The organism is Methanosarcina vacuolata Z-761, assembly GCF_000969905.1.
Classification (GTDB): domain Archaea; phylum Halobacteriota; class Methanosarcinia; order Methanosarcinales; family Methanosarcinaceae; genus Methanosarcina; species Methanosarcina vacuolata.
This window is the reverse complement of record NZ_CP009520.1, coordinates 3,170,884-3,191,756: the sequence shown is the minus strand read 5'-3', so window position 1 is coordinate 3,191,756 and position 20,873 is coordinate 3,170,884. Positions and strand designations below refer to the sequence as shown.

Here is a 20,873-nt window from a genome sequence, read left to right as displayed (position 1 = left end):
ATTTTTCAGTAAACTCAGGTCTTAATAGTTAATTACTTAATTACTTAATTTGGTAGCTAACGACTGAAAACTGCTGAAGAAGACTCTTTTTTTCTCATACCTGATCTGCATCCACCAGAAGAAAGGCTGTCGTTAAGTTAAGCCTAGATTCGGCAGGTCGACATTTCATTTTCTATAATTTTATTGATGTCGATTTTGAAATAATGATCCCTTGTTGTATGTAGTAATTAGGTTTACATATTATCCAAACATAATATTTCATGCTGAACTTTGATAGAAAAAAGATTCAGTGTTTATATATATCGTTGGGGTTAAGCCACACGTTAACCAGCTTTAACTCTACTAGATAACTATCAAATGTTGAAAAACGATATCAAGAAAAATATTAAAATTTCTTATGTCGACCTGCCGAAAGTAAGGTTAAGGAAATAACACCAGCTTCAAACCAAATAGAAATATGAAAACTGCCACAAAATTCCTGAATTTTTCCTGGGGTATTTTTTCAATTCCGATTTTCCCGATCATTGCCCCAATTAAAGATACGGGTATGAAGATCAAAAAGCCTGATACAAGGACAGGGTCAAGTCTCGTACCTCCCTGTATATACGTTGCTATCCTTGTAGAGTCGATCATAAAAGCTATAGCTCCAGCAGTTGCAATGTAAACAGCTTTTTCCAGGTTGAAAGCGCTTAAGGCTACGGCATTTATCTCCCCGCCTATACCAAATATACCTGCAAAAAATCCGGTAAGGGTTCCACTGGATATTGCTACTGATAACTTCTGGCTCAGTTTGAAAGTTCGGTTGAAAATAATGAAGATAACGTAGGCTATAAGGAACACCCCTAAAGCTCTTGAAAGAATTTCCCTTGAGATTCTCAAGGATAGGGATGATCCCAGGAAACTGGCAAAGATCCCTGGAAGCCCGAAGGCAAGAAGAAGTTTCCATCTTATTCCATTTCGAAATAAGAGCATCTTCCAAATATCATTAAACCAGTGAACTATGCCTACCAGTAGTAAAGTCTGAGGCAGAGGCAGGATAATCAGCAAGACAGGTACCATGATTGTGGATATTCCAAATCCGGCCATAGTTCCTATAAGGCTTGCCAGCAGTGTAAGCAGGGCTATATAGACAACTTCTTCATAAACAAACATGCTCTCCTACCGTATTCAACCGGATTCAATTAAACTTAATTAGACTTAATTAGACTTACTTATTCTTAATTAGACTTAGTTAAACTTAATTAGACTTAGTTAAACTTAATTAGATTTAGTTAAACTTAATTAGACACAATTTTTTCTTGCATTTTGCATCTTGAGGCCTCGCTGCCCTTGCTATGATCTGGGTTCTTCTGGAAGTGCTGTACCCCAAAAGACAGGTCACTCTCCAGAACGAGGGTGACAATCTATCTTAAAGCATTAGGTGATAATTATAAATAAATTAACATATCTTTAATTATTGGGGTATTATGGTGGTCGTTCATTTTTTGTCTTCAAGGTGGGACATTAACCGTTGTGGTTAAAAGCTGAGGTTTAGGGTCTCAAAATAAAACAGAAACCTGGCCGAAGTTCACATAAGAATACACCAAAAATTGAACAAGCTCATTCAATTGTTCAAAGCACCCCGTTTTAATTTAATTGCAGGAGTTTGACTGTATTTTTTCGTCTAAAATGAACATGATATTCTTTGAACAACATGCACAACAAATGAAAGTGCTTGCAGATGGCACATTTTCATGCTAAACATAGTTAAATCAGAGTTACTTGCCATAATTTGATAAAAATATTTAACAGTTATATAAAAAGTCCGGTTAGCTGCTGATTTAACTATCAGAACTTAATCCGATGCAGAATTTAATTCGAGGCGATCATGGCAGACAGCAAAAATATCATAATTGGTCTGTTAGTACTGGCAGTAATAGTGCTTCTTGTTTTTCTAGCTTTCAGGCCAATGACATACAGTTCAACCTACAGCCAGGGAGATTATCAGCCAGGGCAGATGGGGCCGGGAATGATGAACAATCCAGGCTATAACTATAGCTATGGACCGGGAATGATGAACAATCCAGGCTACAATTATAGCTATGGACCGGGGATGATGGGCAATATGATGGGCAATATGATGGCAATATATTATCCTGAGTCAAAACCTGTAACTCAGGATGAGGCTTTGAAAAGCCTGGAGAACTTCTCCAGCCAGTATGGCTCGAATATTCAGGTCGAGGACGTCATGATATTCAGCGGCAACTATTATGCTGTTTTAAAGGACACAAACAGCAGTCAGGATATAGCTGAAGTACTGGTGGATCGTTATTCAGGGTCAGTCTATCCTGAACCAGGACCAAATATGATGTGGAACACACGCTTTGGAGCTGGCAGAACAACGACCGGAGCGCCTGAGTATGATCTAAATGAGACTAAAAAGCTGGCAGGAGATTTCTTAACAGGCTACCTGCCGGGAGCACAGGTACTGGAATCACACGAAATGCCCGGTTATTACACTTTTGATTTTGGGAGACAAGATATTGAAGGGATGTTGAGCGTAAATGCCTACAGTGGTCAGATCTGGGTACATACCTGGCACGGACCTTATCTGGGCGAGGAAAACATTACAGGCTGAATTATAGTTATTCTAATTGACAGATTCAAGTGTAAGTGTTTGTGTCCAATAGTAAAGATAGAAATGGTGAAACGATGGATTAACTGCTATATTGGGAGGCGGTGACAATAAATGGATTCATGGATCATTACGGTTACGGCATGGGGTATGGAGGTATTTTTTTCGGGATCCTCTTCTGGATTCTCATAATTGTGCTAGCTTATTTGCTAATTAGGTGGTTTGTTGAGCAAAATAAAACCAGAGGAGGTGAAGATAAGTCTGCACTGGACATTGCAAAGGAAAGATATGCTAAAGGTGAAATTACTGAAGAAGAATTTGAAGAAATGAAAAAACGCCTGGTTTGAAAGCCTTCAACCTGCTTAGCAGGAACAACTTTCAACTTATTTTTATTTTCATTAAAAATATTCAAAGATACTCAAAGATATTCAAAGATATTTCATAGGGATTATGTCAAAAAAAGGATGTGGTGAGTATCAAGCCTTTTAAAAAATGCTTGAGCGAAAACATCATTATCATGGTGATAACCATTCTTAATATGGCTTGACGCAACCTTTCCGGTGGAAATCTTGACCAAAAACCCTGAACGTCTCAATGCATCCGTTTGTAGAAGGTTTGATCGAAAATGACCTTGTCGGCGTGGTCAAGCGGCACAGCACTTTTGATAATTGGCTTTGTTCTGGTTGTGACTGTGCTTCTGCGCCTTTCTGTGATTAGCGGTAGGTGAAATTCCAGTTCAGAATATTAAAATAAGATCGAAAAATCTGTTTAGAGATAACTTGGTTAGAAATAATCTGGTTAGAAATAATCTGGTTAGAAATAATCTGGTTAGAAATAATCTGGTTAGAGATAATCTGGTTAAAAATAATCTGGTTAGAGATTTTTTGGCTCTTCACCATTCCTGATGGATACGATGATTTTCAATTCTCCAAAATTTTCCGAGTTTTGTTTCTTTCATTATTTAATGTAGTGATAATCTCAGTCTCATTATCCTGAATTTGCGCAAAGAATTTGTGGTAAATAGGACATACTATTATTCAATTATAAAATATTCCAGGAAATTATTAGATTAATTTATTATGTTACCAGGTAGAGTTATACGGAGATTGAAACCATGACTCAAGAAACCATAAAAGTTGAAGGCATGTCCTGTATGCACTGCCAGTTGAGGGTTAAAAAGGCAGTTGAAGCTGTAGAAGGGGTACAGAGAGCGGACGTAAACCTTCAGACCAAACAGGTAACTGTTGATTTCAAAGAAGGGGAGGAAAACCTCGAAAAGGTCAAGGCTGCAATTCGTGAAACCGGATATGAGCCTGTTTAATGTAGTCTCACGCAAATAATATCTGGTACTGGTTTCAAAGAATATATAGTAAAAGATACAAATTTTACATATGGGTGAAGCACCTGTTTGAAAAATATAGTTGTGCTGCGGGGGTGAACACATCGGAGAGACAACATTCATAGTAGATGATCTGGTATGCAGGTACTGCAAGGATATGGTCGCAAGACTCGTTACATCTATCAATGGGGTTTCCAGAGTAAACATCAACATTCCTGATAGAACAGTAAATGTAGCCTATGATAGCCGGATAACTGACGCGTACGTTATACAGATGACTTTGCTTAAAGCTGGCTATAAAATCGTAGAAGAGCCCGGAAGAATCTTTTAAGCGCAGGGCAATCTTGAAAATCTGGATAATGGCAGATTCAACATCTGGATAATGGCGGATCCAACATCTGAATAGTGGCAGATCTGATGGAAGGCACTATTAGAGCCTACAGTATGGCCTGCGTTCATTGTCAAAAAAGAATAGCGAATGCTATTTAGAATTGAATAGCAGGTTCTATTTTTTCTCTTGATGATGAAATGAAAACTGATTAAGTTCAAACTGGATTTTTAAAGGTATATTAAACAAATTGAAGTTTGAAGGGATTTTAACCTTAAAATGTACAGTTCTGAAAGCCATCATCCATATGATCAAGCAGCTACGTTTTCTCTTTCATACACAGAGTCGTTTTGAGGAAAAAAGGAAAAACTGTGTTTTTGCAGATGGAATTACGAGACTTTTGATTATTTCCGGGTTTTTTGAACGATGTAGGTCAACTGTCATCGAAATCAATGTCAAATTTCGGCTATCCCAGAAGATATTAAAAAGTCTTTGAATTAAAGATTTCCTTATGCAGGTTGTCCCGTTTCTCTGCCCATTGTATTAAAGGGATTATTACTTCACAAAGCTCTTTTCCATCGTCTGTCAAAAAGTATTCAACTCTCGGAGGTATCTCGGGAAATGCTTCTCTCTGGATAAGGCCTTCTTTTTGGAGTTCTTTTAACAGGTCGGTAAGTGACTTTGGGCTGATACCCTCAAGAGTGTTCATGAGATCATTGAATCGTAATCTATTGTGATGCCCAAGGGCACTGATCGCCTGAATGGCCCATTTTTTGGATATTATGGTGATAATCCCTTCTATGGGGCACAAACAAATTCCGTTACTATTCTTTTTCATAGTCACTTTATCACTATTAACTTTATAGTTTTAATACTATAGAAAAGTATCCTATTTATTAATATTTTATGTTATTATTTCAGTTATTTTTAATACTAAACATTATTAAACAGAGGTGAAAAGATGAAAGTCCTTGTATGTGGAAAAGGTGGAAGCGGCAAGAGTACTATCACTGCTCTGCTTGCAAAATCTATGGATAGAAAAGGTTACAATGTGCTTGTGGTGGATAGTGACGAGTCAAACTTCGGGCTTCATAAACAGCTAGGTCTTGAAATGCCCGAAGATTTCATGAATTATCTTGGAGGGAAAAAAACCCTTGGAGAAAAGTTAATGCAGGCATATCAGAAGGGAGACACTGTCAGTATTTTTGAGAACACATGGCAAATTTCCGACATTCCCGAAGCTTATACTGTAGAAAAAGGAAACATCAAAATGATAACTATAGGCAAAATCCATGACTTTGGAGAGGGATGTGCCTGTCCGATGGGTGCTCTTGCAAGGAATTTTCTAAAAAACACGGAAACTACTCCTGAAGATGTTGTGTTTGTGGATACTGAAGCTGGTATAGAGCATTTTGGAAGGGGAGTTGAAGAAGGTTGTGACCTTGTGTTAATGGTACTTGATCCATCTTATGAATCCATAAGGCTTTCAGAAAAAATAAGTGAACTTGCCGAGAAAGCCGGGAAACCTCTATATTTTATTCTAAACCGCGCAGACAAAATAGGGACTCAGTTAATGACGGAAACCGTGGACAAAAACCGTATTCTAACTTCAGTCCCGTCAAACACGGAGATCTTCCTAGCAGGGTTTGAAGGAGATGAATTAAAAGTAGAACTTCCAGAAATCGAGTCAGTTGCTGATTTTCTAATCTCAGGAATTCATTCTTGAAATCGAGAAAGAAGACAATTGTAGATAGCGCAGTGGTAATATGATATTAGAAAACTTCAAAAGAGAATCGATAGTACCCTTGCCAGTGGCATTCATATCAACAATCAGTGAAAATGGAATTAGAAATATAGCACCATATTCTTGCTTTATGCCTGTTTTACGTCCATTAGATTTAGTTTGTGTAGCTTCAGCAATAAGGAGAGATACGTTAGACAATTTAAAAAGCACAGGGGAATTCGTTATTAACATGCCTGGTACTGATATGGCAGATAAAGTGATACCAACGGCTTCACATGTCCCTCCTGATGTTGATGAATTCGAATTAGCCGGTCTAAAGGAGAAACCTTCAAAAAAGATCAGGGCTCCAGGGATTGAAGGATGCTACGCCTGGATGGAATGTAAACTAGACCATATAATTACTGAAGTATGCAATGGCTTTCCTTACGCATTGATTCTTGGTAAAGTAGTGTATCTTGGGGTGGAAGATAGCGTCTACAACAAAGAAAATGGTTCCTGGGACGTCGAAAAAGCTAAACCATTAATGATGACAGGGTCAGACGAGGGCATGCATTTCTGTACTGTCAATGATATCGGTAAATTTGAGCCTTATGGAGCTATGTTTAAAAACGGTAATGACCCTCTCAAAAGGATATATAAAAAAGAGGAGGGTCAAGAATGCAAGTAATGAGTATGGAAGATTTTAATGAACTAGAACTAAATAAGTTCAAAAAGCTCGTGTTTTAAACTGCTGAGAATCTATAGTCACGCCTGTAATTGTTGCAACAAAAAAACTTCATTCTACCATTTAGGTAGTTGCATTATTTAGCCTCGTGACTACAATATTATTTTTCTCAGTTATTACTGTTTTTTCAGTCAGTACTGCACAGTTCAACTGAAAAAACAACGTTCTCAGGTACATTGATCTCTATTGATAGCTAACTATGTGTTTAGCTTAAGCCTACTAACCCAGGAATCCAGTTTCATGGAAATTTAATTATTGAGCAAATCTTTGATAGCTTTTCATCAACAGATAGCGATTCAGAGTTAACATGTGACCAATAACTGAATTTTCAAGATACTGGTTTTAAAACCATAATGATTTAACGTGAGAAACTCGTGAATAATGATTTAACGTGAGAAACTCGTAAATAATGATTCAGCGTGAGAAACTCGTAAAAACAGTTAACGGTTTGATGCTGTTGATTTTTTAGTTCAACTGCATAAGTTCTATTTATATTAAAAAAGTTTTAGGTTTATAGTTGGAGATAGAAAATATGACTCAAGAAACCATAAAAGTTGAAGGCATGTCCTGTATGCACTGTCAGATGAGAGTTAAAAAAGCAGTCGAAGCTGTGGAAGGAGTACAGAGGGTAGACGTAAACCTTCAGACCAAACAGGTAACTGTTGATTACGAAGAAGGAAAGGCAAACATTGAAAAGGTTAAAGATGCGGTCAGAGAAGCCGGATATGAACCTATCTAATGTGGCTACATATCTCTTACCGGTCTCAAGATTATGTATCAAGATTATTATACTAAAAAGTTATACTAAAAAGTACAAGCTTTCACATATGGGTAAAGCACCTGTTTGAAAAACGTAATTGTGCTTTGGGGGTAAACGTATAGGGAAGACTGCGTTTATAGTAGGCCAAACTTTCATGCAGGCATTGCAAGAATAAGATTTCAAGACAGGTTGCCTCTATCAATGGGATTTCCAGAGTAAATACCAATACTCTTGAAAGAACCATGAATGTAGCCTATGGCAGCCGGATAACTGATACGTGTTTCATACAGATGATTTTGCTTAAAACTGGATATAAAACTGTAGAAGAGCTCGGAAGAATCTTTTAAACGCCGGGCAGTCCTGAAAAATCTGGATAGGCGGCAGATCCAATGGAAGTTACTATAAAAGTTTATGACATGACCTGTGGTCACTGCCAAAAAAGAGTAGCGGATGCAATTTCTTCTCTTGAGGGGGTAGAAACCGTTGACGTAAACCTTGAATCCGAAAGTGCAACGGTTAGCTTTGATCCTGAAAAAGTAAGCCTGGATGACATCAAGGCAGCTATTCAGAAGGCAGGATACCCAACAGAAGGTGAAAACGAAGCTAAGAAAGAGGCTGGAGTAGAAGTTCCCGAAATAACAGAGGTCGAAGGGGAGACGTCAAAAACTGCGGAGCCTGTTTTAGAGGGACCAGAGGGACCTGAAGAGGTTCCTCAAACCTGTCCCCTCACTGAAACTTGTGAACTGCCAGAAGAGGAACCAGGGATCTCAAGCCTGAAAACCGGTCGAAAAGAAATCACGCTTGGAGTTTCCGGCATGACCTGTTCGGCCTGTGCCTTAAATATTGAGAGAGTACTGAAGAAAAAAGCAGGAGTATACTCAGTAGTTGTTAACCTTGAACTTGGAAGGGCAAATGTTATTTTTGAGCCCTCGCTGATTTCTCCAAAAGAAATCGGTGAAACCATCGAATCTATTGGATATAAGGTAGAAAAAGACACAGTGACTCTGAATCTTGAGGGCATGAGCTGTGCTTCCTGTGCTGCAAATATTGAGAAAGTCCTTAACAGGACTGAAGGCGTAATTTCAGCGTCTGTGAATTTCCCACTTGAAAAGGCAGTTGTAGAGTTTGATTCCTCCCGCGTCTCTGTCAGAGAAATAATTGCCGCAGTTCAGGGAATTGGCTATGGAGCATTTGTTAAAACTGAGGCTGTTGAGTATGAAGACAGAGAGCAGATGTCCAGAGATGCTGAAATCAGGAGGCAGAGAAATAACCTGATAATTGCTCTTGTTCTGGGAATTCCAATAGGGCTGGGAAACATGAGCATGATGTTTCCTTTCCTGTCCTTTGTACCTGATTTCCTTTCCAATCATATTGTTCTTTTTATACTATCCACTCTTGTACTCCTTTTCCCTGGCAGACAATTTTTTGTCGGGACTATAAAGGGATTCAAGTATGGGGTAACTGACATGAACCTGCTGATTGCAGCAGGGACAGGGTCAGCTTACCTTATCAGCGTAGCAGCAACATTTCTTGATCTTGGCCCCGGATATAATAGTCTTTACTATGACACTGTGGCTTTCCTAATCATTTTCATTGTCCTTGGCAGGTATCTTGAGGCAAGGGCAAGAGGCCAGACTTCTGCAGCAATTAGAAAACTGATGGGCCTCAGGGCAAAAACCTCCAGAATCCTTGTAAACGGCATTGAAAAGGAAATTCCTGTTGAAGAAGTAGCAGTTGGAGATATTGTTGTTGTCCGGCCCGGAGAAAAAATTCCTGTTGACGGCATAGTAGTTGAGGGGAGTTCTGCAGTAGATGAGTCCATGCTCACAGGAGAAAGCATCCCGGTAGAGAAAGTCCCGAATGATACCGTTATAGGAGCTACTCTTAACAAGACAGGATCTTTCAATTTTCGGGCTACAAAGGTTGGGGCTGATACTGCCCTCGCCCAGATAATCAGGCTTGTTGAGACTGCGCAGACTACAAAAGCTCCAATCCAGAGGGTTGCAGATGTTGTTGCCGGGAACTTCATAGTAATCGTGCATATTATTGCGCTTCTGGCCTTTTTCTTCTGGTTTTTCATAGGTTACTGGCGCTATGGAGTAGGGGAATCCGCAACTCTAGGTGGGATCAGTCCATTCCTATTTTCCCTGCTTATAGCCATTACCGTCCTTGTAATCTCGTGTCCATGTGCAGTCGGGCTTGCAACGCCTGCCGCTATCATGGTCGGTACCGGTAGAGGTGCGGAAAACGGGGTCCTTATAAAAGGTGGAGAGGCTCTCGAAAGAGCGCATAAACTTGATACTATCGTTTTTGACAAAACAGGCACGCTTACGGCAGGCACTCCGAAGCTGACAGATCTGGTTGCCGTTCCCGGTCACAAGGAAACGGACGTACTTTTAATTGCAGCAACGGCTGAGAGAGGGTCCGAGCATCCTCTTGGGGAAGCTATTGTAAACGGGGCTGAAGAACAGGGAATCAGTCCCGGAAAAGCAGAAAACTTCCATTCCATTCCTGGAAAAGGAGTAGAAGCCTATTTTGAAGAAAAAAGAATTTTGCTTGGCACGCGCAAACTTATGGAAGAAGAAGGTTTTTCCTTTAAAGAATTAAAAGCTGAAATGCGAGTTTTTGAAGAGAGCGGAAAAACTGCAATGCTCGTAGCTTTCGGAGAAGAAATTATTGGCCTTGTTGCAGTTGCTGACACCCTGAAGGAAAACTCAAGAGAGGCTATTGAAACTCTTAATAAAATGGGTCTAGAAGTAGTTATGATCACAGGCGATAATGTTGTTACAGCCAATGCAATAGCAAAAGAAGTAGGTATTCCCAGAGTGCTGGCAGAGGTACTTCCTGAAGACAAAGCAAATGAAATTAAGAAGCTTCAGGAAGAGGGCAAGCTTGTCGGAATGGTGGGTGACGGCATTAACGATGCTCCTGCGTTGATTCAGTCTGATGTTGGAATTGCAATGGGAGCAGGTACGGATGTAGCAATGGAATCCGCAAAAATTGTGCTTATCAAAAATGATCCAAGAGATGTGGTCGTAGCTATTAAGCTGAGCCGGCTTACAATAAACAAGATCAAGCAGAACCTTCTATGGGCTTTTGGATATAACACGATAGGTATTCCTATTGCAGCCGGGATTCTTTATCCCTTCTTCCACAGTATCCTCATTACACCTGAACTTGCCGCCGCTTTTATGGCACTCAGCTCGGTCTCAGTGACTACGAATTCCCTGCTAATGAAAAGAAGCAAACTCAAATAAAAGGGGCAGATAGTTTAAAATTTAACAATATAAATCTGGACAGATTACAAAATAATAGAAAGACTGGAGGTTATATGATGAAAGATGGTTCCATAGATAGCAGGCCAAGAGTAATGTTTCTGTTAAGCCTTACCACTTCGATAGTGCTTGTTATCCTTTTTCTTTCAGGATCTTTTTTAACCAACGCGTCTAAAGGGGAAATTGCCTACACCAGGGTCGATATGGCTGCGGGCTCAATTTTTGTTTTTGTGATTTCCATGATAATTTCACTGTCTCTCTGGCCCAGAATTGCAGACAGGGTTGAAAGCAAGGAGAAAAACAATAAAATTCCAGACTGATTTTTTTCTGGTATTGAGGGCTTGAAGAACTCTCGTGAAACTTCTTGTGAAACTGTTTGTGAAACTGCTTGTGAAAAGTATAACTCACTCAAATTTCTTAGCGATTTATTTTTTTAATATCTTAATCAAGTTTCTTCTCTTACATTTCCATAATAGATGCTTTTCAGTAAGGAAAATAAACGAAAAATCTATTCTAAAAAGAGGGCTTTCCAGTAAAAAAATTAGCCCAGATTTAGCTTTTTAGAAAATAGTCTGGACTTAATAAATAGAAATTTGCCTGTTTGCATTAGTTAGTGAGGATTTCAGAATAATTATTCATTTAAACGTAGTAAATTTGTTTATTGGGGCGCCACAAATAGGACATCTGTCGAGTGCTTCTCCTTCAAAGGTATATCCGCACACTTCACAAACCTGGACAGGACCGAGTTCAATGTCTTTTCCTGAGTTAACCGAGTCTAATGCCCTTTCAAAAAGTTGTTTATGCATTTTTTCACTGGCATATGACCATTCAAAGCTTCTTTGTGCTCTTTTTTCTCCCTGGAATTTTGCAACTTCAATGTATACAGGATACATTTCTTCAATCTCGTATGTTTCGCCATCAATGGCCAGCTTAAGATTCTTTAAGGAATCGCCAGGGCCAAAAGCTGCCATACTATTTGCAACAAGTCCTCCATCGAGATGTCTTAACTCGCGGTAATGGTCTCCTGCATGTACATATTCTGCATGGGCAATTGCACGAAATAAGCGGGCTACATTATAGAATTTTTCTTTTTCGGCCTGGTTTCCGAAATGTAAATATCTCATATGTGCCTGGCTTTCTCCTCCGAATGCGTTGATAAGATGCTGTTCTGTCATTTTTTTCATTTAAAAACCTCTTTTTTATGAAACTGAACATTATACTTTTGGGCTCACGCAGTTGAAAAAATCAATTATGAAAATATATGTCAAAAATATCCTGGTTTAAACTGGTTGAGGCTTAATTTGATTGATTTTTCGGCTCAACTGCGTGAGTCAAAATTGCCTTACTCAATTTTTACATCTACCGCGTTCTCAAATGGCTGCTGATAAGGTACTGTAACTTTAAGTACACCATTTGAGTATTTGGCCACTGTTTTTTCCGGGACTATCGGGCAGCAGACTGCGTAACTGTCCGTATATTCAACCCCTTCCTTGTTGGCTCTTACATAAAAACCGTCTTCGGTAATCTTAAAAGAAATATCTTTTTTATCCACCCCAGGAAGTACTACTTCAATTTCAAGGTTTTCGTATTTGTCGTCAGGATATGCGCATATAGATGGTGAGACTTTTAAAGTTTCTGCCATAGAACTACCCCCAAATGACATTATCAATTAACATATTTATATATTTTCATTCGGTTAATTAATTTGTTAACGTTAAACACGCAAATTCAGCGGCGCTTTATCACTCCGGCTTACGAAATTTTGGCCGGATTTGAATGCAAATTAATACAAACAAAGGGTGTTTAGATACTCTGTATCTCTGGGTTTTGACCGGATATATATAAATAAATTAAAAAAGAATCTTGATACATAGTTTCCTTAATGGTAATCCTGTAATTCTAAAAATATTAATTTGAAGGGAACTCAATCCCATGTCACGTAAAGTAAGAATCCTATAACTATATCAGAAAACATTTATATGAAACACAGACAAATAATATAAGAACAGAAAACTTTCATATGATGTAGATCAAAACCTAAAACTGTCATATAGGCGCGGGTCAAAATAGAAAATTGTAATAGAAAGTAGATCGCACAAGACATCTCAAACAAAGCCAGACATTACCTACTTCCTATGATAGGGAATTTTTAATATATCCGTGAGATCATATCATTTAACTATTTTCATGTAGAATTATTTCATGTGAACTTTTCCAGATTGATAATTCAAAAGTGAGTGTTAATACATGAGGGAATCCGTCAGAAAACTCGGGCTTATAGGAGCCGGCCTCTGGGCAATAACCGAAGATAAGATAAACGACCTTGTAACGGAACTTGTTGACAAAGGGGACATCAGTAAGGAAGAAGGCAAAAAAGCTGTCCAGGATATGCTTGAAGAAAGAAAAAAACAGAAGCTTGATCTTGAGAAGAAAATCTCTGAGAAGATTCAGGAATCTATATCAAAAACCGATAATATCTTTACTAAAAAAGATCTGCATGAACTTGAGTCCAGGATAGAAACGCTGGAAGACGAAATTCAAATAATCAAAAACAAAGAAAAGATGTTTTTTAAGTGAAAACAATTTTTAACAACTTTTCACTTCTTTCCTTTCTATTTCACAACTCTTCAATTTCGATCTCTTCTTCAGGGCTTGCCGATTTAAGCAAGTCTTCGAGATCTGCCATATCAGAATCAACCTCCTGGATTTCTGCCTGTGTAAGTTCCATTTCCATATCTGTAGCTGGTACACCATTCCCTGCCCCAACGGCGTTTGAGTTTACTCCTGACTTTTCTATTTCAGACGTATTGTTCCCGACGCAACCGGATGCTGCAAGCCAGATAATTAAAGCTGACAGTACAAGCAGGTGAACGAATTTAACCATTTTCTACCTCCTTAATTATGTAGTTTTTTTTCAATAAATTTTCCAGTCTCATCCCCTGAGCTAGATTTTTTCCCTTTATTAGAAACCGTAATTCTTTTGGGGGAATACACTTAATTTCTTAACTAATAATAGTATTACGTTTAGTTATAAAAGTATCACATTCATAACTAGGAATCTCCTATTTAGAACCAAATGTATTACTTTTAAAACTAAATATATTATACTTGGTTATTACTCACATTAATTTTAAAATTATAGACGTTACTATTAATTATGTTAAATTTAAAATTAACGGTGTTACGTTTATAATACTAATGATATTATATTTAAATATTTACTATATCTACGATATTTTCGGTACTTATGATAATTTTAAGGCTGTTTTGTCTAACTATTATCTGGTTCTGGCTTCAGTTCCGTTATCCTCTTTTTATCCAGGTGTTGTTAGGTTTCTAACCTTAGTTCCGTTATCCTCTTCGGTTTCGTAATTTTTGAGCTCGCCGAAAATTACTCTGAGTAACTTGTTAGCTTTACTAATATCAGTGAGTGACTGACGAAGGTAATTATTCGCAGTTTGCATATCTTGCCGGGTTACATTCTCACCACTGTATAGGGAATCTGCCATTACTTTCTTTTCCTGCGCGGATTTTATGTAAGAAGTGTAACTGGCAAGCTTGATCTCAAGTTCAGATGTATCAATGCCGGTCTCTTTCATATCCCCAATTTTTACATTAAGTCTTTCCGAGAGGTTTTCGGATTTTTCAAGAAATTCTCCGATTTTCTCACTTACAGTCTGCCCTGCGCTTGAAAGGCTGATTTTCTCGGCATCATTCCATATCCCACGCACAGACCTGACCACAACCAGAAGCTCTTTCTGGCTTGACACGTTTGCAACTTTTGCCTTTTCAATTTCAAGCAATTTTATCTTTTCATTTATGGCAATAACGTTTTCGTCAGTTCTGTTCCCGTTTGAATATTCCATATTGCTCTCTACATTTGCAAGGTGAGCTATCATATAGTTAATACTCGAGTTAAGGTAGGACTTTGTGGCATTTCGAGCCTCTTCGGAGTTAGGGTCAAGTTCTTTTGCCTGAATGCGGTTTCTTATTTTGAGAAAATCTTCTTTTGCTTCATTATACTCCTGTTTCTGAAGCTGGAGTTCTTCCTCTAATTGTTTTCTTTCCTGTTTGTATTCGGAAACTTTATTCTGGTTTTTTGTGCTGAGATTCTTTTGCTCTTGTTTCACATTGGATTCAGAACTGTTGTTCTCACTTACGTTGTCAGTTTCATTATATGAAACGAGAATATCTTCACGCATATACTGGTTCTGATTGCTGTTTACATGATCAGAAGAGTTTCTGGCAGCGAGGGAGCCTCCTGACAGTAAACTGAACAAGGTTAATAGAATCGTAAAACAAGCCAGATCTTGAACAATTCTTGATTTTTTCATCTGACTTCCTCCCTTTATGAGTTATTACAACGTTATAAGGATCAAGTAAATATAATTATTCTTTTCGGAATTTATCTTATTAAAACTTAGATATGGGATTTCAAGCTTGATACATTTCTCGACTCCTTTACAAAGCTTTAATAGGCGTGCGTTATTTTTACAAGCTCTTTACAAAGAAAAGTAAAAGATTTATGCTAAAAACCCATTTAACATCTCGTGAATTTTAGAAAGCTATGCAGTTTCTCACTTATTTTCTTTCTCATTATGGTCTTTCAGGGAAATGCAATCGCGGCCACAATTCACGGGACAGTCTATGAGTGGGATACTTTCAAGCCTCTTAATAACTCAGTTGTAGAGATTAATTCTACCCCGGAACAGAACGTTATTGCAACGGATTCAGAGTATTCTTTCAACCTCACCCCCGGAACCTATACAATAAATGCCAGCTATCTTGAAGGAAATAAGGTCATTTATACGGCTCAGGAAAAGGTTGAGGTATCAGGTGAAGGAGAGTATGTACATGATCTCCTCCTTTTCCCGCCTTCTCATGAAGAGCTTCTGGATCAGGATAACTTTGAAGCCCCTTATCTGGATTATGAAGAGGAAGAGCCTGTGTCTCAGGCAAACTCTAGCTATGCCTTTTTAGCTCCTGCTTTCCTGGTTTTTATAGTCCTGATGCTAGCCCTGCTGCTGGCAGCCTACCTTTTAGGGAAGAAACATCAAAAATCGGCAAAGCCTTCTTTTTCTGAAGGTTACCGAGAGCCATATTTGTTGGAGTCCGAAAACCCAATAAAGGATGCAATATTTTCTGAAGAGGCCGCAACCAACTCAGCCGAAAATACAGCCGATTCAGCAGAAAACATAAGTGAAATTTCGGAACTGAGCTCTGAGCAGTTTGCTGAAAAGTTCGAAAGAACATCCAGTACTGACAGACCTATACAGCAGAAAAGGCCTATAGAAGAGGGTCAGACTATATCGAGTTTTCCTTTCCATGAGAGGGAGCCTAATAAATCGAGTTCTGAAACTAAGGAACATTCAAAGCTCAATCTTCCTGAGGATCTCAAGGAACTTCTGGAGATGGTCCGAGCTAGTGGAAACCGAATCACCCAGAGAGAACTACGAAGAAAATCCCCCTATTCGGAGTCAAAAGTCAGTCTTATGCTCTCTGACCTTGAGGAACGCGGGCTAATTGAGAAATTCAAAAGAGGAAGAGGAAATATAATCCGTATCCCGGACGTGCATATCTCCAAGCAGACCAAACATGACAGCAAGAAGGAATAAGCAGATGCTGTACCCTAAAGTTTTTTTGTAGGATTATAAAACAGTAAACTATATAACTGAATTCATTGACTAAGCAACAGAAAAGGTTAACAATAGAGTACGCGGTATATTTGAGCACCCTTTTTGATCTCTTATGCTAAAATTGCTTACCAATATAAATGTCCTGATCGCAAACCTGAGTAATAAGGCCCTGCTCCGCGGGAATGGATTTGAAACTCAGGTTATGAAATTCAAATTCAAGAGGTTAGATGGCTTGATTAAAGCCGGATATCCTGATATACCACCTCAACCCTGACAGTAAGCTGTTTAATAATGCGTGAATGAACATTGTATACTGGTAAAATTATTATTTAAATCATGATTATTTAAATCGCACAAGGGATTATTAAAAAATGCACGAGGGACAACATGCGAGTTTCCATGGACATTGAATTAAAAGATGTACCCGGGCAGATGCTTTTAGCCCTCCAGCCCCTTTCGGAATGTAAGGCTAACCTGATAACAGTAGTACATCACCATCAGAAGAGAACCCCACGAAAAACAGTACCTGTACAGCTTGTACTTGAAACCAGGCCTGAAAGCATTGAGACAATAAAGGCTAAACTTGAAGAAAATGGAATTCGAGTTGTAAGAGTCGGTGAACACCGTTTCAGGGAAAGCATAAATGTAGTGCTCATAGGGCACGTGGTCCATACAGGGATCCAGGATACGATTGATGAGATTGACAGGACAGGGTTTGCTGAGGTTGCAGACCTTTCCCTTTCTATGCCCGGTATCAATATGCTTTCTTCAGCCCTCATGAGAATCGATGCTGTCGGTAAAGAGGACTTGCATAAGGCACTCGCCATTCTCAAAGAAGTCTCGGCAAAAAAAGACCTGCTTATGGTTCTTCCAATTGATATCCAGGCCTGAAAAATAGTTTTAGGAGATTTGAAAACATGAAAACAGTGTGCTGTTCCATTCTCGGGTTCGGTGCAATCGGACAGGGCGTGGCTGAAGTACTCCTTATGAAAAAAGAGTATCTGGAAAGTATCGGGCTGGAAGTGAAAGTAGTTGCTGTTGTAGACTCAAAGGGCGCAACTGTTAATCCTGAGGGTGTAGATCTTGCCGACTGCCTTGCCAGGAAGAGGACAGACGGAACGGTAGCTCTTAAGAATATCTCTGGAGTCGAGGTTATCCAATCCGTAGCTCATGATCTTGTAATCGAAACTACCCCGACGAATATACTAACTGGCGGGGCAGGTTTGCAGAATATGTTTGCGGCCTTCAAGACCGGAAAAGATGTTATTACTTCCAATAAAGGGCCTCTTACCCTTAAGTACAGAGCACTCATGGAAGCCGCAAAGGCATCAGGCTCTCATTTCAGGTTCGAAGCTACCGTTGGTGGGTCAATGCCTATTATCAACCTGTCAAACGAGGTACTTGCAGGCAATAAGGTTAAAAGTATCAAAGGAATTCTAAATGGGACCTGTAATTATATCCTGACAAGAATGCTGGAGGAAAGGGCAAGCTACAATGACATTCTTGCCGAATCCATGCAGCTCGGTATTGCTGAAACCGACCCTACATACGATGTGGAAGGAATTGATACGGCCTGCAAACTTGTCATTCTTGCCAACGCAATTTTCGGACTTGATGCTATCTATAGCGACGTTGAGGTTACGGGAATCACGAAAGTTACACCTGAAGCCCTTGAGATGGCTTATGAAAGAGGGCATGTGATCAAGCTTATAGGGGAAGTAAGCAGGGAAAGAATTCATGTAGCCCCCAGACTCGTACCTATCAACCATCCCCTTGCAGTAGGAGGGACGCTGAATGTGGCGTCGGTAGAAACTGAACTTGCAGGAGAAATTACGGTTACTGGTAAGGGCGCAGGCCCAATTGAAACTGCAAGTGCGATTCTCAGCGATCTGATCGCAATTTATGGAAATTGATAGGTTAAAATTCAGGCTAAGAATTCAGGCTAAGAATTCAGGCTAAAAATTCAGGTTAAGAATTCAGGTTAAGAATTCAGGTTAAGAATTCAGGCTAAAAATTCAGGTTAAAAATTCAGGTTAAGAATTCAGGTTTTGTCCCGAATTCGGAAAAAATAAAATTAAAAAGCTGCGTTGATCATGACAAGTTTCAGGGAATTTGCAGAAACCTGCCAGGCGATTGAAAAAATCTCGAGTACAATTGATACTACAAGTAGGGTTGCTGACCTTCTTAAAATGGTTGATGTTGAAGAGTTGCCCATTGCAACTCATTTTATTATGAGTGAGGTTTTTCCTGCCTGGAGTGGAGAACAATTGGGAATTGGCACGAGCCTGCTGTATGTTTCCTTATCCAAAGCTTCCGGAATGCCAGTAAAAAGTATAGAATCTCTTATTCGGACTACCGGGGATATAGGGGACACAGCCCTTCTTATCCTCAAGGAGAAAAGGAAAAATCAGGTTACTTTTTCCTCTTTCTTCGAAGAACAGCCCGAGCTCTCAATAACCGAAGTTTATAACCGTTTTAAAATTGCCTCTGAAGCCTCAGGAAAAGGCTCACAGGACATTAAGATAAAGAACCTTCAGTTTCTCTTCAATTCCTCGACCCCAAGGGAAGCAAAGTATATTTCCAGGCTTGCGCTTGAGGAACTCCGCATAGGCGTCGGAGAAGGCGTTGTAAGAGATGCAATTGCAAAAGCTTTTTCCGTGCCTGCGGGTGTTGTTGAGCACGCCTTTATGGTTACGAACGACCTGGGGATAGTTGCTGCAACTGCCAAGGAAGGCGGGGTGGAATCCCTTGAACACCTGGGAATTGAAATCAATCGCCCGATTAAGATGATGCTCTCGCAGATCAGCCCTGACATAATTGACGATATCAAAGAAATGAAGGAGGCTGCGATTGAATGGAAATTCGATGGGGCAAGAATCCAGGTCCATAAGGATGGAAATTCAGTTACGCTTTTCTCACGAAAGCTTGAAAATGTTACAAATTCTCTCCCTGACCTTGTGGATATCGTGCGCAAGCATGTAAAAGCCGAATCTGCCATCCTTGACGGAGAAGCCGTCGCAGTGGACGAGAATGGTAAGCCCAGGGCATTTCAGGAGATCCTTAAACGCTTCCGGCGCAAGTACGATGTGGAAGAAAAAGCCCTTGGCATCCCTATTCAGCTCAACCTTTTTGACATAATGTACTTAAACGGAAAAACGCTGATAGACCTGCCTCTTATTGAGCGGCGAAAAGCGCTTGAGTCCTGCGTGGAAAGCTCGGTTGAGGATTCAAAATCCATTTGCGTGGACAAACAGGTAATAACAGGAGACCTTGAGCTTATAGAGAAAATCTATAAGGAAGCCTTAGATGCTGGACATGAGGGAGTTATGGTCAAAAACCCAAATTCGTTTTATTCTCCTGGTAAGCGCGGCAAAAACTGGCTTAAGAAAAAGCCTCTTATGGAAACTCTTGACCTTGTAATCGTAGGCGCCGAATGGGGCTTTGGAAGGCGCGCAAATCTCATAGGCTCTTACACACTTGCCTGTTATGACCCAGAAACTCTGCATTATCTTCAGATCGGGAAAGTAGGCACGGGCCTGACCGATGACCAGCTAAAGGAGCTCACAGAGATACTTTCCGGGCTTATGGAAGGTGGAGAGGCAGGTGGTGTATTTGCAATCCGGCCAAAAGTAGTCCTGGAAATCGCTTTTGAGGAAATCCAGAAAAGCCCCAATTATGATTCCGGTTTTGCGCTTCGTTTTCCGCGCTTTATCCGCATCCGGGACGACAAAGACCCCGAAGAAGCCGATACGATACAGAGAATTGGAAAGGTATATAGCCAGCAGTTGAAAAGGTTGTAAAAGGCTGCGGTTGCCGTTTCTTTTTGCGGTAACCTCTCAACTTTTTAACTATTTTTAATACGATTTAAAGCTTTTATCTCGTTTCGCTGAAAAGCAACCCTTTTAAAAAAAGGATTGACCGAAAAATCCCAAAATTATCAACATAATAGTTAGTTTCCTGCGGGTTCAATAGGTTACACGGTTACTACTCTTATACGCATTGGAGAGTCAGAATTATTCTTTTTATCTATATCTATCACTACAGAACTCCAGGCATGTGGCAGTGTTCTGCAGGTGTCTGTAGTTTCTCCATCTAAAATAACTTTAAATTGATACTCTCCCTCTGCAAAATATGTATATTTTCCTTTAGACCATGGCATTGACCATCTCAGCAATAGCCAGAATGATTTCGGCTGTGCGATTTGCTCGTCAGGAGATAGTTCATAAGTTCCTTTGAATATAGATTCATTATACGAATCAAATACTTCAACTGTTACCTCATGATTCTGGAGATCATTATTATATATATAAAATAAAGGGTCAGGAGAGCCAACTAACAAATATGGGAAAACGACGAAATAATTCAGCAAAATCAGTATTAGAATTCCTAAAAAGATGAATATTTTTTGGCGACTTTTAATATTTAGGCCCCCTCTAAAATCAAATAATTTATA

23 protein-coding genes are annotated in these 20,873 nt (G+C 39.4%); 16 read left to right on the top strand and 7 right to left on the bottom strand.

Features of this window, described 5'->3' with window-relative positions; all coding sequences use genetic code 11:
- Positions 1 to 420: 420 nt before the first annotated feature.
- Positions 421 to 1,152 (bottom strand): sulfite exporter TauE/SafE family protein, encoded by a 732-nt coding sequence (locus MSVAZ_RS13175; RefSeq protein ID WP_048121663.1) that lies wholly within the window; start codon positions 1,150 to 1,152, stop codon positions 421 to 423.
- A 715-nt stretch (positions 1,153 to 1,867) separates the two neighbouring features.
- Between MSVAZ_RS13175 and MSVAZ_RS13170 the strand changes: the two genes are divergently transcribed.
- The 4 genes from MSVAZ_RS13170 to MSVAZ_RS13155 all read left to right on the top strand — a co-directional run bounded on the left by MSVAZ_RS13170 (position 1,868) and on the right by MSVAZ_RS13155 (position 4,284).
- On the top strand, positions 1,868 to 2,617 hold the full coding sequence (locus MSVAZ_RS13170) for a hypothetical protein (RefSeq protein ID WP_048121661.1): 750 nt from the start codon (positions 1,868 to 1,870) through the stop codon (positions 2,615 to 2,617).
- A 101-nt stretch (positions 2,618 to 2,718) separates the two neighbouring features.
- Complete coding sequence (locus tag MSVAZ_RS13165) at positions 2,719 to 2,961, top strand: SHOCT domain-containing protein (RefSeq protein ID WP_232316097.1); 243 nt, start codon at positions 2,719 to 2,721, stop codon at positions 2,959 to 2,961.
- A 767-nt stretch (positions 2,962 to 3,728) separates the two neighbouring features.
- Complete coding sequence (locus MSVAZ_RS13160; protein ID WP_048121657.1) at positions 3,729 to 3,935, top strand: heavy-metal-associated domain-containing protein; 207 nt, start codon at positions 3,729 to 3,731, stop codon at positions 3,933 to 3,935.
- 100 nt (positions 3,936 to 4,035) lie between these two features.
- Entirely contained in the window at positions 4,036 to 4,284 is a 249-nt protein-coding gene (locus MSVAZ_RS13155) for a heavy-metal-associated domain-containing protein (protein WP_082091139.1), read from the top strand.
- Between the two features lie 478 nt (positions 4,285 to 4,762).
- Here the strand turns inward: MSVAZ_RS13155 and MSVAZ_RS13150 are convergent, their stop codons facing one another.
- Positions 4,763 to 5,119 (bottom strand): winged helix-turn-helix transcriptional regulator, encoded by a 357-nt coding sequence (locus MSVAZ_RS13150; RefSeq protein ID WP_048121655.1) that lies wholly within the window; start codon positions 5,117 to 5,119, stop codon positions 4,763 to 4,765.
- 123 nt (positions 5,120 to 5,242) lie between these two features.
- On the opposite strand from MSVAZ_RS13150, the gene MSVAZ_RS13145 reads away from it, so the two are divergent.
- The 6 genes from MSVAZ_RS13145 (at position 5,243) to MSVAZ_RS13125 (ending at position 11,104) form a co-directional block, all read left to right on the top strand.
- Positions 5,243 to 6,007, top strand: a complete 765-nt coding sequence (locus tag MSVAZ_RS13145) for an ATP-binding protein (RefSeq protein ID WP_048121653.1) — start codon at positions 5,243 to 5,245, stop codon at positions 6,005 to 6,007.
- 40 nt (positions 6,008 to 6,047) lie between these two features.
- Positions 6,048 to 6,692: a flavin reductase family protein gene (locus MSVAZ_RS13140; RefSeq protein WP_048121651.1), complete on the top strand. Its 645-nt coding sequence runs from the start codon at positions 6,048 to 6,050 to the stop codon at positions 6,690 to 6,692.
- Between the two features lie 589 nt (positions 6,693 to 7,281).
- On the top strand, positions 7,282 to 7,488 hold the full coding sequence (locus tag MSVAZ_RS13135; RefSeq protein ID WP_048121650.1) for a heavy-metal-associated domain-containing protein: 207 nt from the start codon (positions 7,282 to 7,284) through the stop codon (positions 7,486 to 7,488).
- Positions 7,489 to 7,685: 197 nt separating this feature from the next.
- Positions 7,686 to 7,856 (top strand): hypothetical protein, encoded by a 171-nt coding sequence (locus tag MSVAZ_RS19665; protein WP_084626147.1) that lies wholly within the window; start codon positions 7,686 to 7,688, stop codon positions 7,854 to 7,856.
- Between the two features lie 42 nt (positions 7,857 to 7,898).
- Positions 7,899 to 10,766 carry a heavy metal translocating P-type ATPase gene (locus MSVAZ_RS13130; RefSeq protein ID WP_048121647.1) on the top strand — a complete coding sequence of 956 codons (2,868 nt, stop codon included), beginning with the start codon at positions 7,899 to 7,901 and terminating at the stop codon, positions 10,764 to 10,766.
- Positions 10,767 to 10,840: 74 nt separating this feature from the next.
- On the top strand, positions 10,841 to 11,104 hold the full coding sequence (locus MSVAZ_RS13125; protein ID WP_052727981.1) for a hypothetical protein: 264 nt from the start codon (positions 10,841 to 10,843) through the stop codon (positions 11,102 to 11,104).
- 315 nt (positions 11,105 to 11,419) lie between these two features.
- On the opposite strand, the gene MSVAZ_RS13120 is transcribed toward MSVAZ_RS13125, so the two are convergent.
- Positions 11,420 to 11,968: a rubrerythrin family protein gene (locus tag MSVAZ_RS13120; RefSeq protein ID WP_048121642.1), complete on the bottom strand. Its 549-nt coding sequence runs from the start codon at positions 11,966 to 11,968 to the stop codon at positions 11,420 to 11,422.
- A 158-nt stretch (positions 11,969 to 12,126) separates the two neighbouring features.
- Positions 12,127 to 12,426, bottom strand: coding sequence for an Hsp20/alpha crystallin family protein (locus MSVAZ_RS13115; protein ID WP_048121640.1), 300 nt, complete (start codon positions 12,424 to 12,426; stop codon positions 12,127 to 12,129).
- A gap of 605 nt (positions 12,427 to 13,031) precedes the next feature.
- Between MSVAZ_RS13115 and MSVAZ_RS13110 the strand changes: the two genes are divergently transcribed.
- Positions 13,032 to 13,361: a phasin family protein gene (locus MSVAZ_RS13110; protein ID WP_048121637.1), complete on the top strand. Its 330-nt coding sequence runs from the start codon at positions 13,032 to 13,034 to the stop codon at positions 13,359 to 13,361.
- Positions 13,362 to 13,401: 40 nt separating this feature from the next.
- Here MSVAZ_RS13110 and MSVAZ_RS13105 read toward each other — a convergent pair whose 3' ends face one another.
- Both MSVAZ_RS13105 and MSVAZ_RS13100 read right to left on the bottom strand, forming a co-directional pair.
- Positions 13,402 to 13,668 (bottom strand): hypothetical protein, encoded by a 267-nt coding sequence (locus MSVAZ_RS13105; RefSeq protein WP_048121635.1) that lies wholly within the window; start codon positions 13,666 to 13,668, stop codon positions 13,402 to 13,404.
- Between the two features lie 430 nt (positions 13,669 to 14,098).
- Positions 14,099 to 15,118, bottom strand: a complete 1,020-nt coding sequence (locus MSVAZ_RS13100) for an OmpH family outer membrane protein (RefSeq protein WP_048121633.1) — start codon at positions 15,116 to 15,118, stop codon at positions 14,099 to 14,101.
- 264 nt (positions 15,119 to 15,382) lie between these two features.
- Between MSVAZ_RS13100 and MSVAZ_RS13095 the strand changes: the two genes are divergently transcribed.
- The 5 genes from MSVAZ_RS13095 to MSVAZ_RS13080 all read left to right on the top strand — a co-directional run bounded on the left by MSVAZ_RS13095 (position 15,383) and on the right by MSVAZ_RS13080 (position 20,220).
- Positions 15,383 to 16,399, top strand: a complete 1,017-nt coding sequence (locus tag MSVAZ_RS13095) for a helix-turn-helix transcriptional regulator (protein WP_232316096.1) — start codon at positions 15,383 to 15,385, stop codon at positions 16,397 to 16,399.
- A 133-nt stretch (positions 16,400 to 16,532) separates the two neighbouring features.
- Positions 16,533 to 16,694, top strand: coding sequence for a hypothetical protein (locus tag MSVAZ_RS20480; protein ID WP_157206091.1), 162 nt, complete (start codon positions 16,533 to 16,535; stop codon positions 16,692 to 16,694).
- Between the two features lie 113 nt (positions 16,695 to 16,807).
- Positions 16,808 to 17,311, top strand: coding sequence for an amino acid-binding protein (locus MSVAZ_RS13090; RefSeq protein WP_048121629.1), 504 nt, complete (start codon positions 16,808 to 16,810; stop codon positions 17,309 to 17,311).
- A gap of 26 nt (positions 17,312 to 17,337) precedes the next feature.
- On the top strand, positions 17,338 to 18,333 hold the full coding sequence (locus MSVAZ_RS13085; RefSeq protein ID WP_048121626.1) for a homoserine dehydrogenase: 996 nt from the start codon (positions 17,338 to 17,340) through the stop codon (positions 18,331 to 18,333).
- 180 nt (positions 18,334 to 18,513) lie between these two features.
- Positions 18,514 to 20,220: an ATP-dependent DNA ligase gene (locus tag MSVAZ_RS13080; RefSeq protein ID WP_048121624.1), complete on the top strand. Its 1,707-nt coding sequence runs from the start codon at positions 18,514 to 18,516 to the stop codon at positions 20,218 to 20,220.
- A 173-nt stretch (positions 20,221 to 20,393) separates the two neighbouring features.
- On the opposite strand, the gene MSVAZ_RS13075 is transcribed toward MSVAZ_RS13080, so the two are convergent.
- Positions 20,394 to 20,759, bottom strand: a complete 366-nt coding sequence (locus MSVAZ_RS13075; RefSeq protein ID WP_232316095.1) for a hypothetical protein — start codon at positions 20,757 to 20,759, stop codon at positions 20,394 to 20,396.
- Between the last annotated feature and the right edge of the window lie 114 nt (positions 20,760 to 20,873).

What these genes read in the sequence shown, in the direction of transcription:
- MSVAZ_RS13170 (WP_048121661.1), top strand. Translation starts at nt 1,868, where the DNA reads ATGGCAGACAGCAAAAATATCATAATTGGTCTGTTAGTACTGGCAGTA.
- MSVAZ_RS13140 (WP_048121651.1), top strand. Translation starts at nt 6,048, where the DNA reads ATGATATTAGAAAACTTCAAAAGAGAATCGATAGTACCCTTGCCAGTG.
- MSVAZ_RS13130 (WP_048121647.1), top strand. Translation starts at nt 7,899, where the DNA reads ATGGAAGTTACTATAAAAGTTTATGACATGACCTGTGGTCACTGCCAA.
- MSVAZ_RS13160 (WP_048121657.1), top strand. Translation starts at nt 3,729, where the DNA reads ATGACTCAAGAAACCATAAAAGTTGAAGGCATGTCCTGTATGCACTGC.
- MSVAZ_RS13110 (WP_048121637.1), top strand. Translation starts at nt 13,032, where the DNA reads ATGAGGGAATCCGTCAGAAAACTCGGGCTTATAGGAGCCGGCCTCTGG.
- MSVAZ_RS13090 (WP_048121629.1), top strand. Translation starts at nt 16,808, where the DNA reads ATGCGAGTTTCCATGGACATTGAATTAAAAGATGTACCCGGGCAGATG.
- MSVAZ_RS13145 (WP_048121653.1), top strand. Translation starts at nt 5,243, where the DNA reads ATGAAAGTCCTTGTATGTGGAAAAGGTGGAAGCGGCAAGAGTACTATC.
- MSVAZ_RS13080 (WP_048121624.1), top strand. Translation starts at nt 18,514, where the DNA reads ATGACAAGTTTCAGGGAATTTGCAGAAACCTGCCAGGCGATTGAAAAA.
- MSVAZ_RS13125 (WP_052727981.1), top strand. Translation starts at nt 10,841, where the DNA reads ATGATGAAAGATGGTTCCATAGATAGCAGGCCAAGAGTAATGTTTCTG.
- MSVAZ_RS13105 (WP_048121635.1), bottom strand. Translation starts at nt 13,668, where the DNA reads ATGGTTAAATTCGTTCACCTGCTTGTACTGTCAGCTTTAATTATCTGG.
- MSVAZ_RS13120 (WP_048121642.1), bottom strand. Translation starts at nt 11,968, where the DNA reads ATGAAAAAAATGACAGAACAGCATCTTATCAACGCATTCGGAGGAGAA.
- MSVAZ_RS13085 (WP_048121626.1), top strand. Translation starts at nt 17,338, where the DNA reads ATGAAAACAGTGTGCTGTTCCATTCTCGGGTTCGGTGCAATCGGACAG.
- MSVAZ_RS13095 (WP_232316096.1), top strand. Translation starts at nt 15,383, where the DNA reads ATGGTCTTTCAGGGAAATGCAATCGCGGCCACAATTCACGGGACAGTC.
- MSVAZ_RS13135 (WP_048121650.1), top strand. Translation starts at nt 7,282, where the DNA reads ATGACTCAAGAAACCATAAAAGTTGAAGGCATGTCCTGTATGCACTGT.
- MSVAZ_RS13175 (WP_048121663.1), bottom strand. Translation starts at nt 1,152, where the DNA reads ATGTTTGTTTATGAAGAAGTTGTCTATATAGCCCTGCTTACACTGCTG.
- MSVAZ_RS13115 (WP_048121640.1), bottom strand. Translation starts at nt 12,426, where the DNA reads ATGGCAGAAACTTTAAAAGTCTCACCATCTATATGCGCATATCCTGAC.
- MSVAZ_RS13150 (WP_048121655.1), bottom strand. Translation starts at nt 5,119, where the DNA reads ATGAAAAAGAATAGTAACGGAATTTGTTTGTGCCCCATAGAAGGGATT.
- MSVAZ_RS13100 (WP_048121633.1), bottom strand. Translation starts at nt 15,118, where the DNA reads ATGAAAAAATCAAGAATTGTTCAAGATCTGGCTTGTTTTACGATTCTA.
- MSVAZ_RS20480 (WP_157206091.1), top strand. Translation starts at nt 16,533, where the DNA reads ATGCTAAAATTGCTTACCAATATAAATGTCCTGATCGCAAACCTGAGT.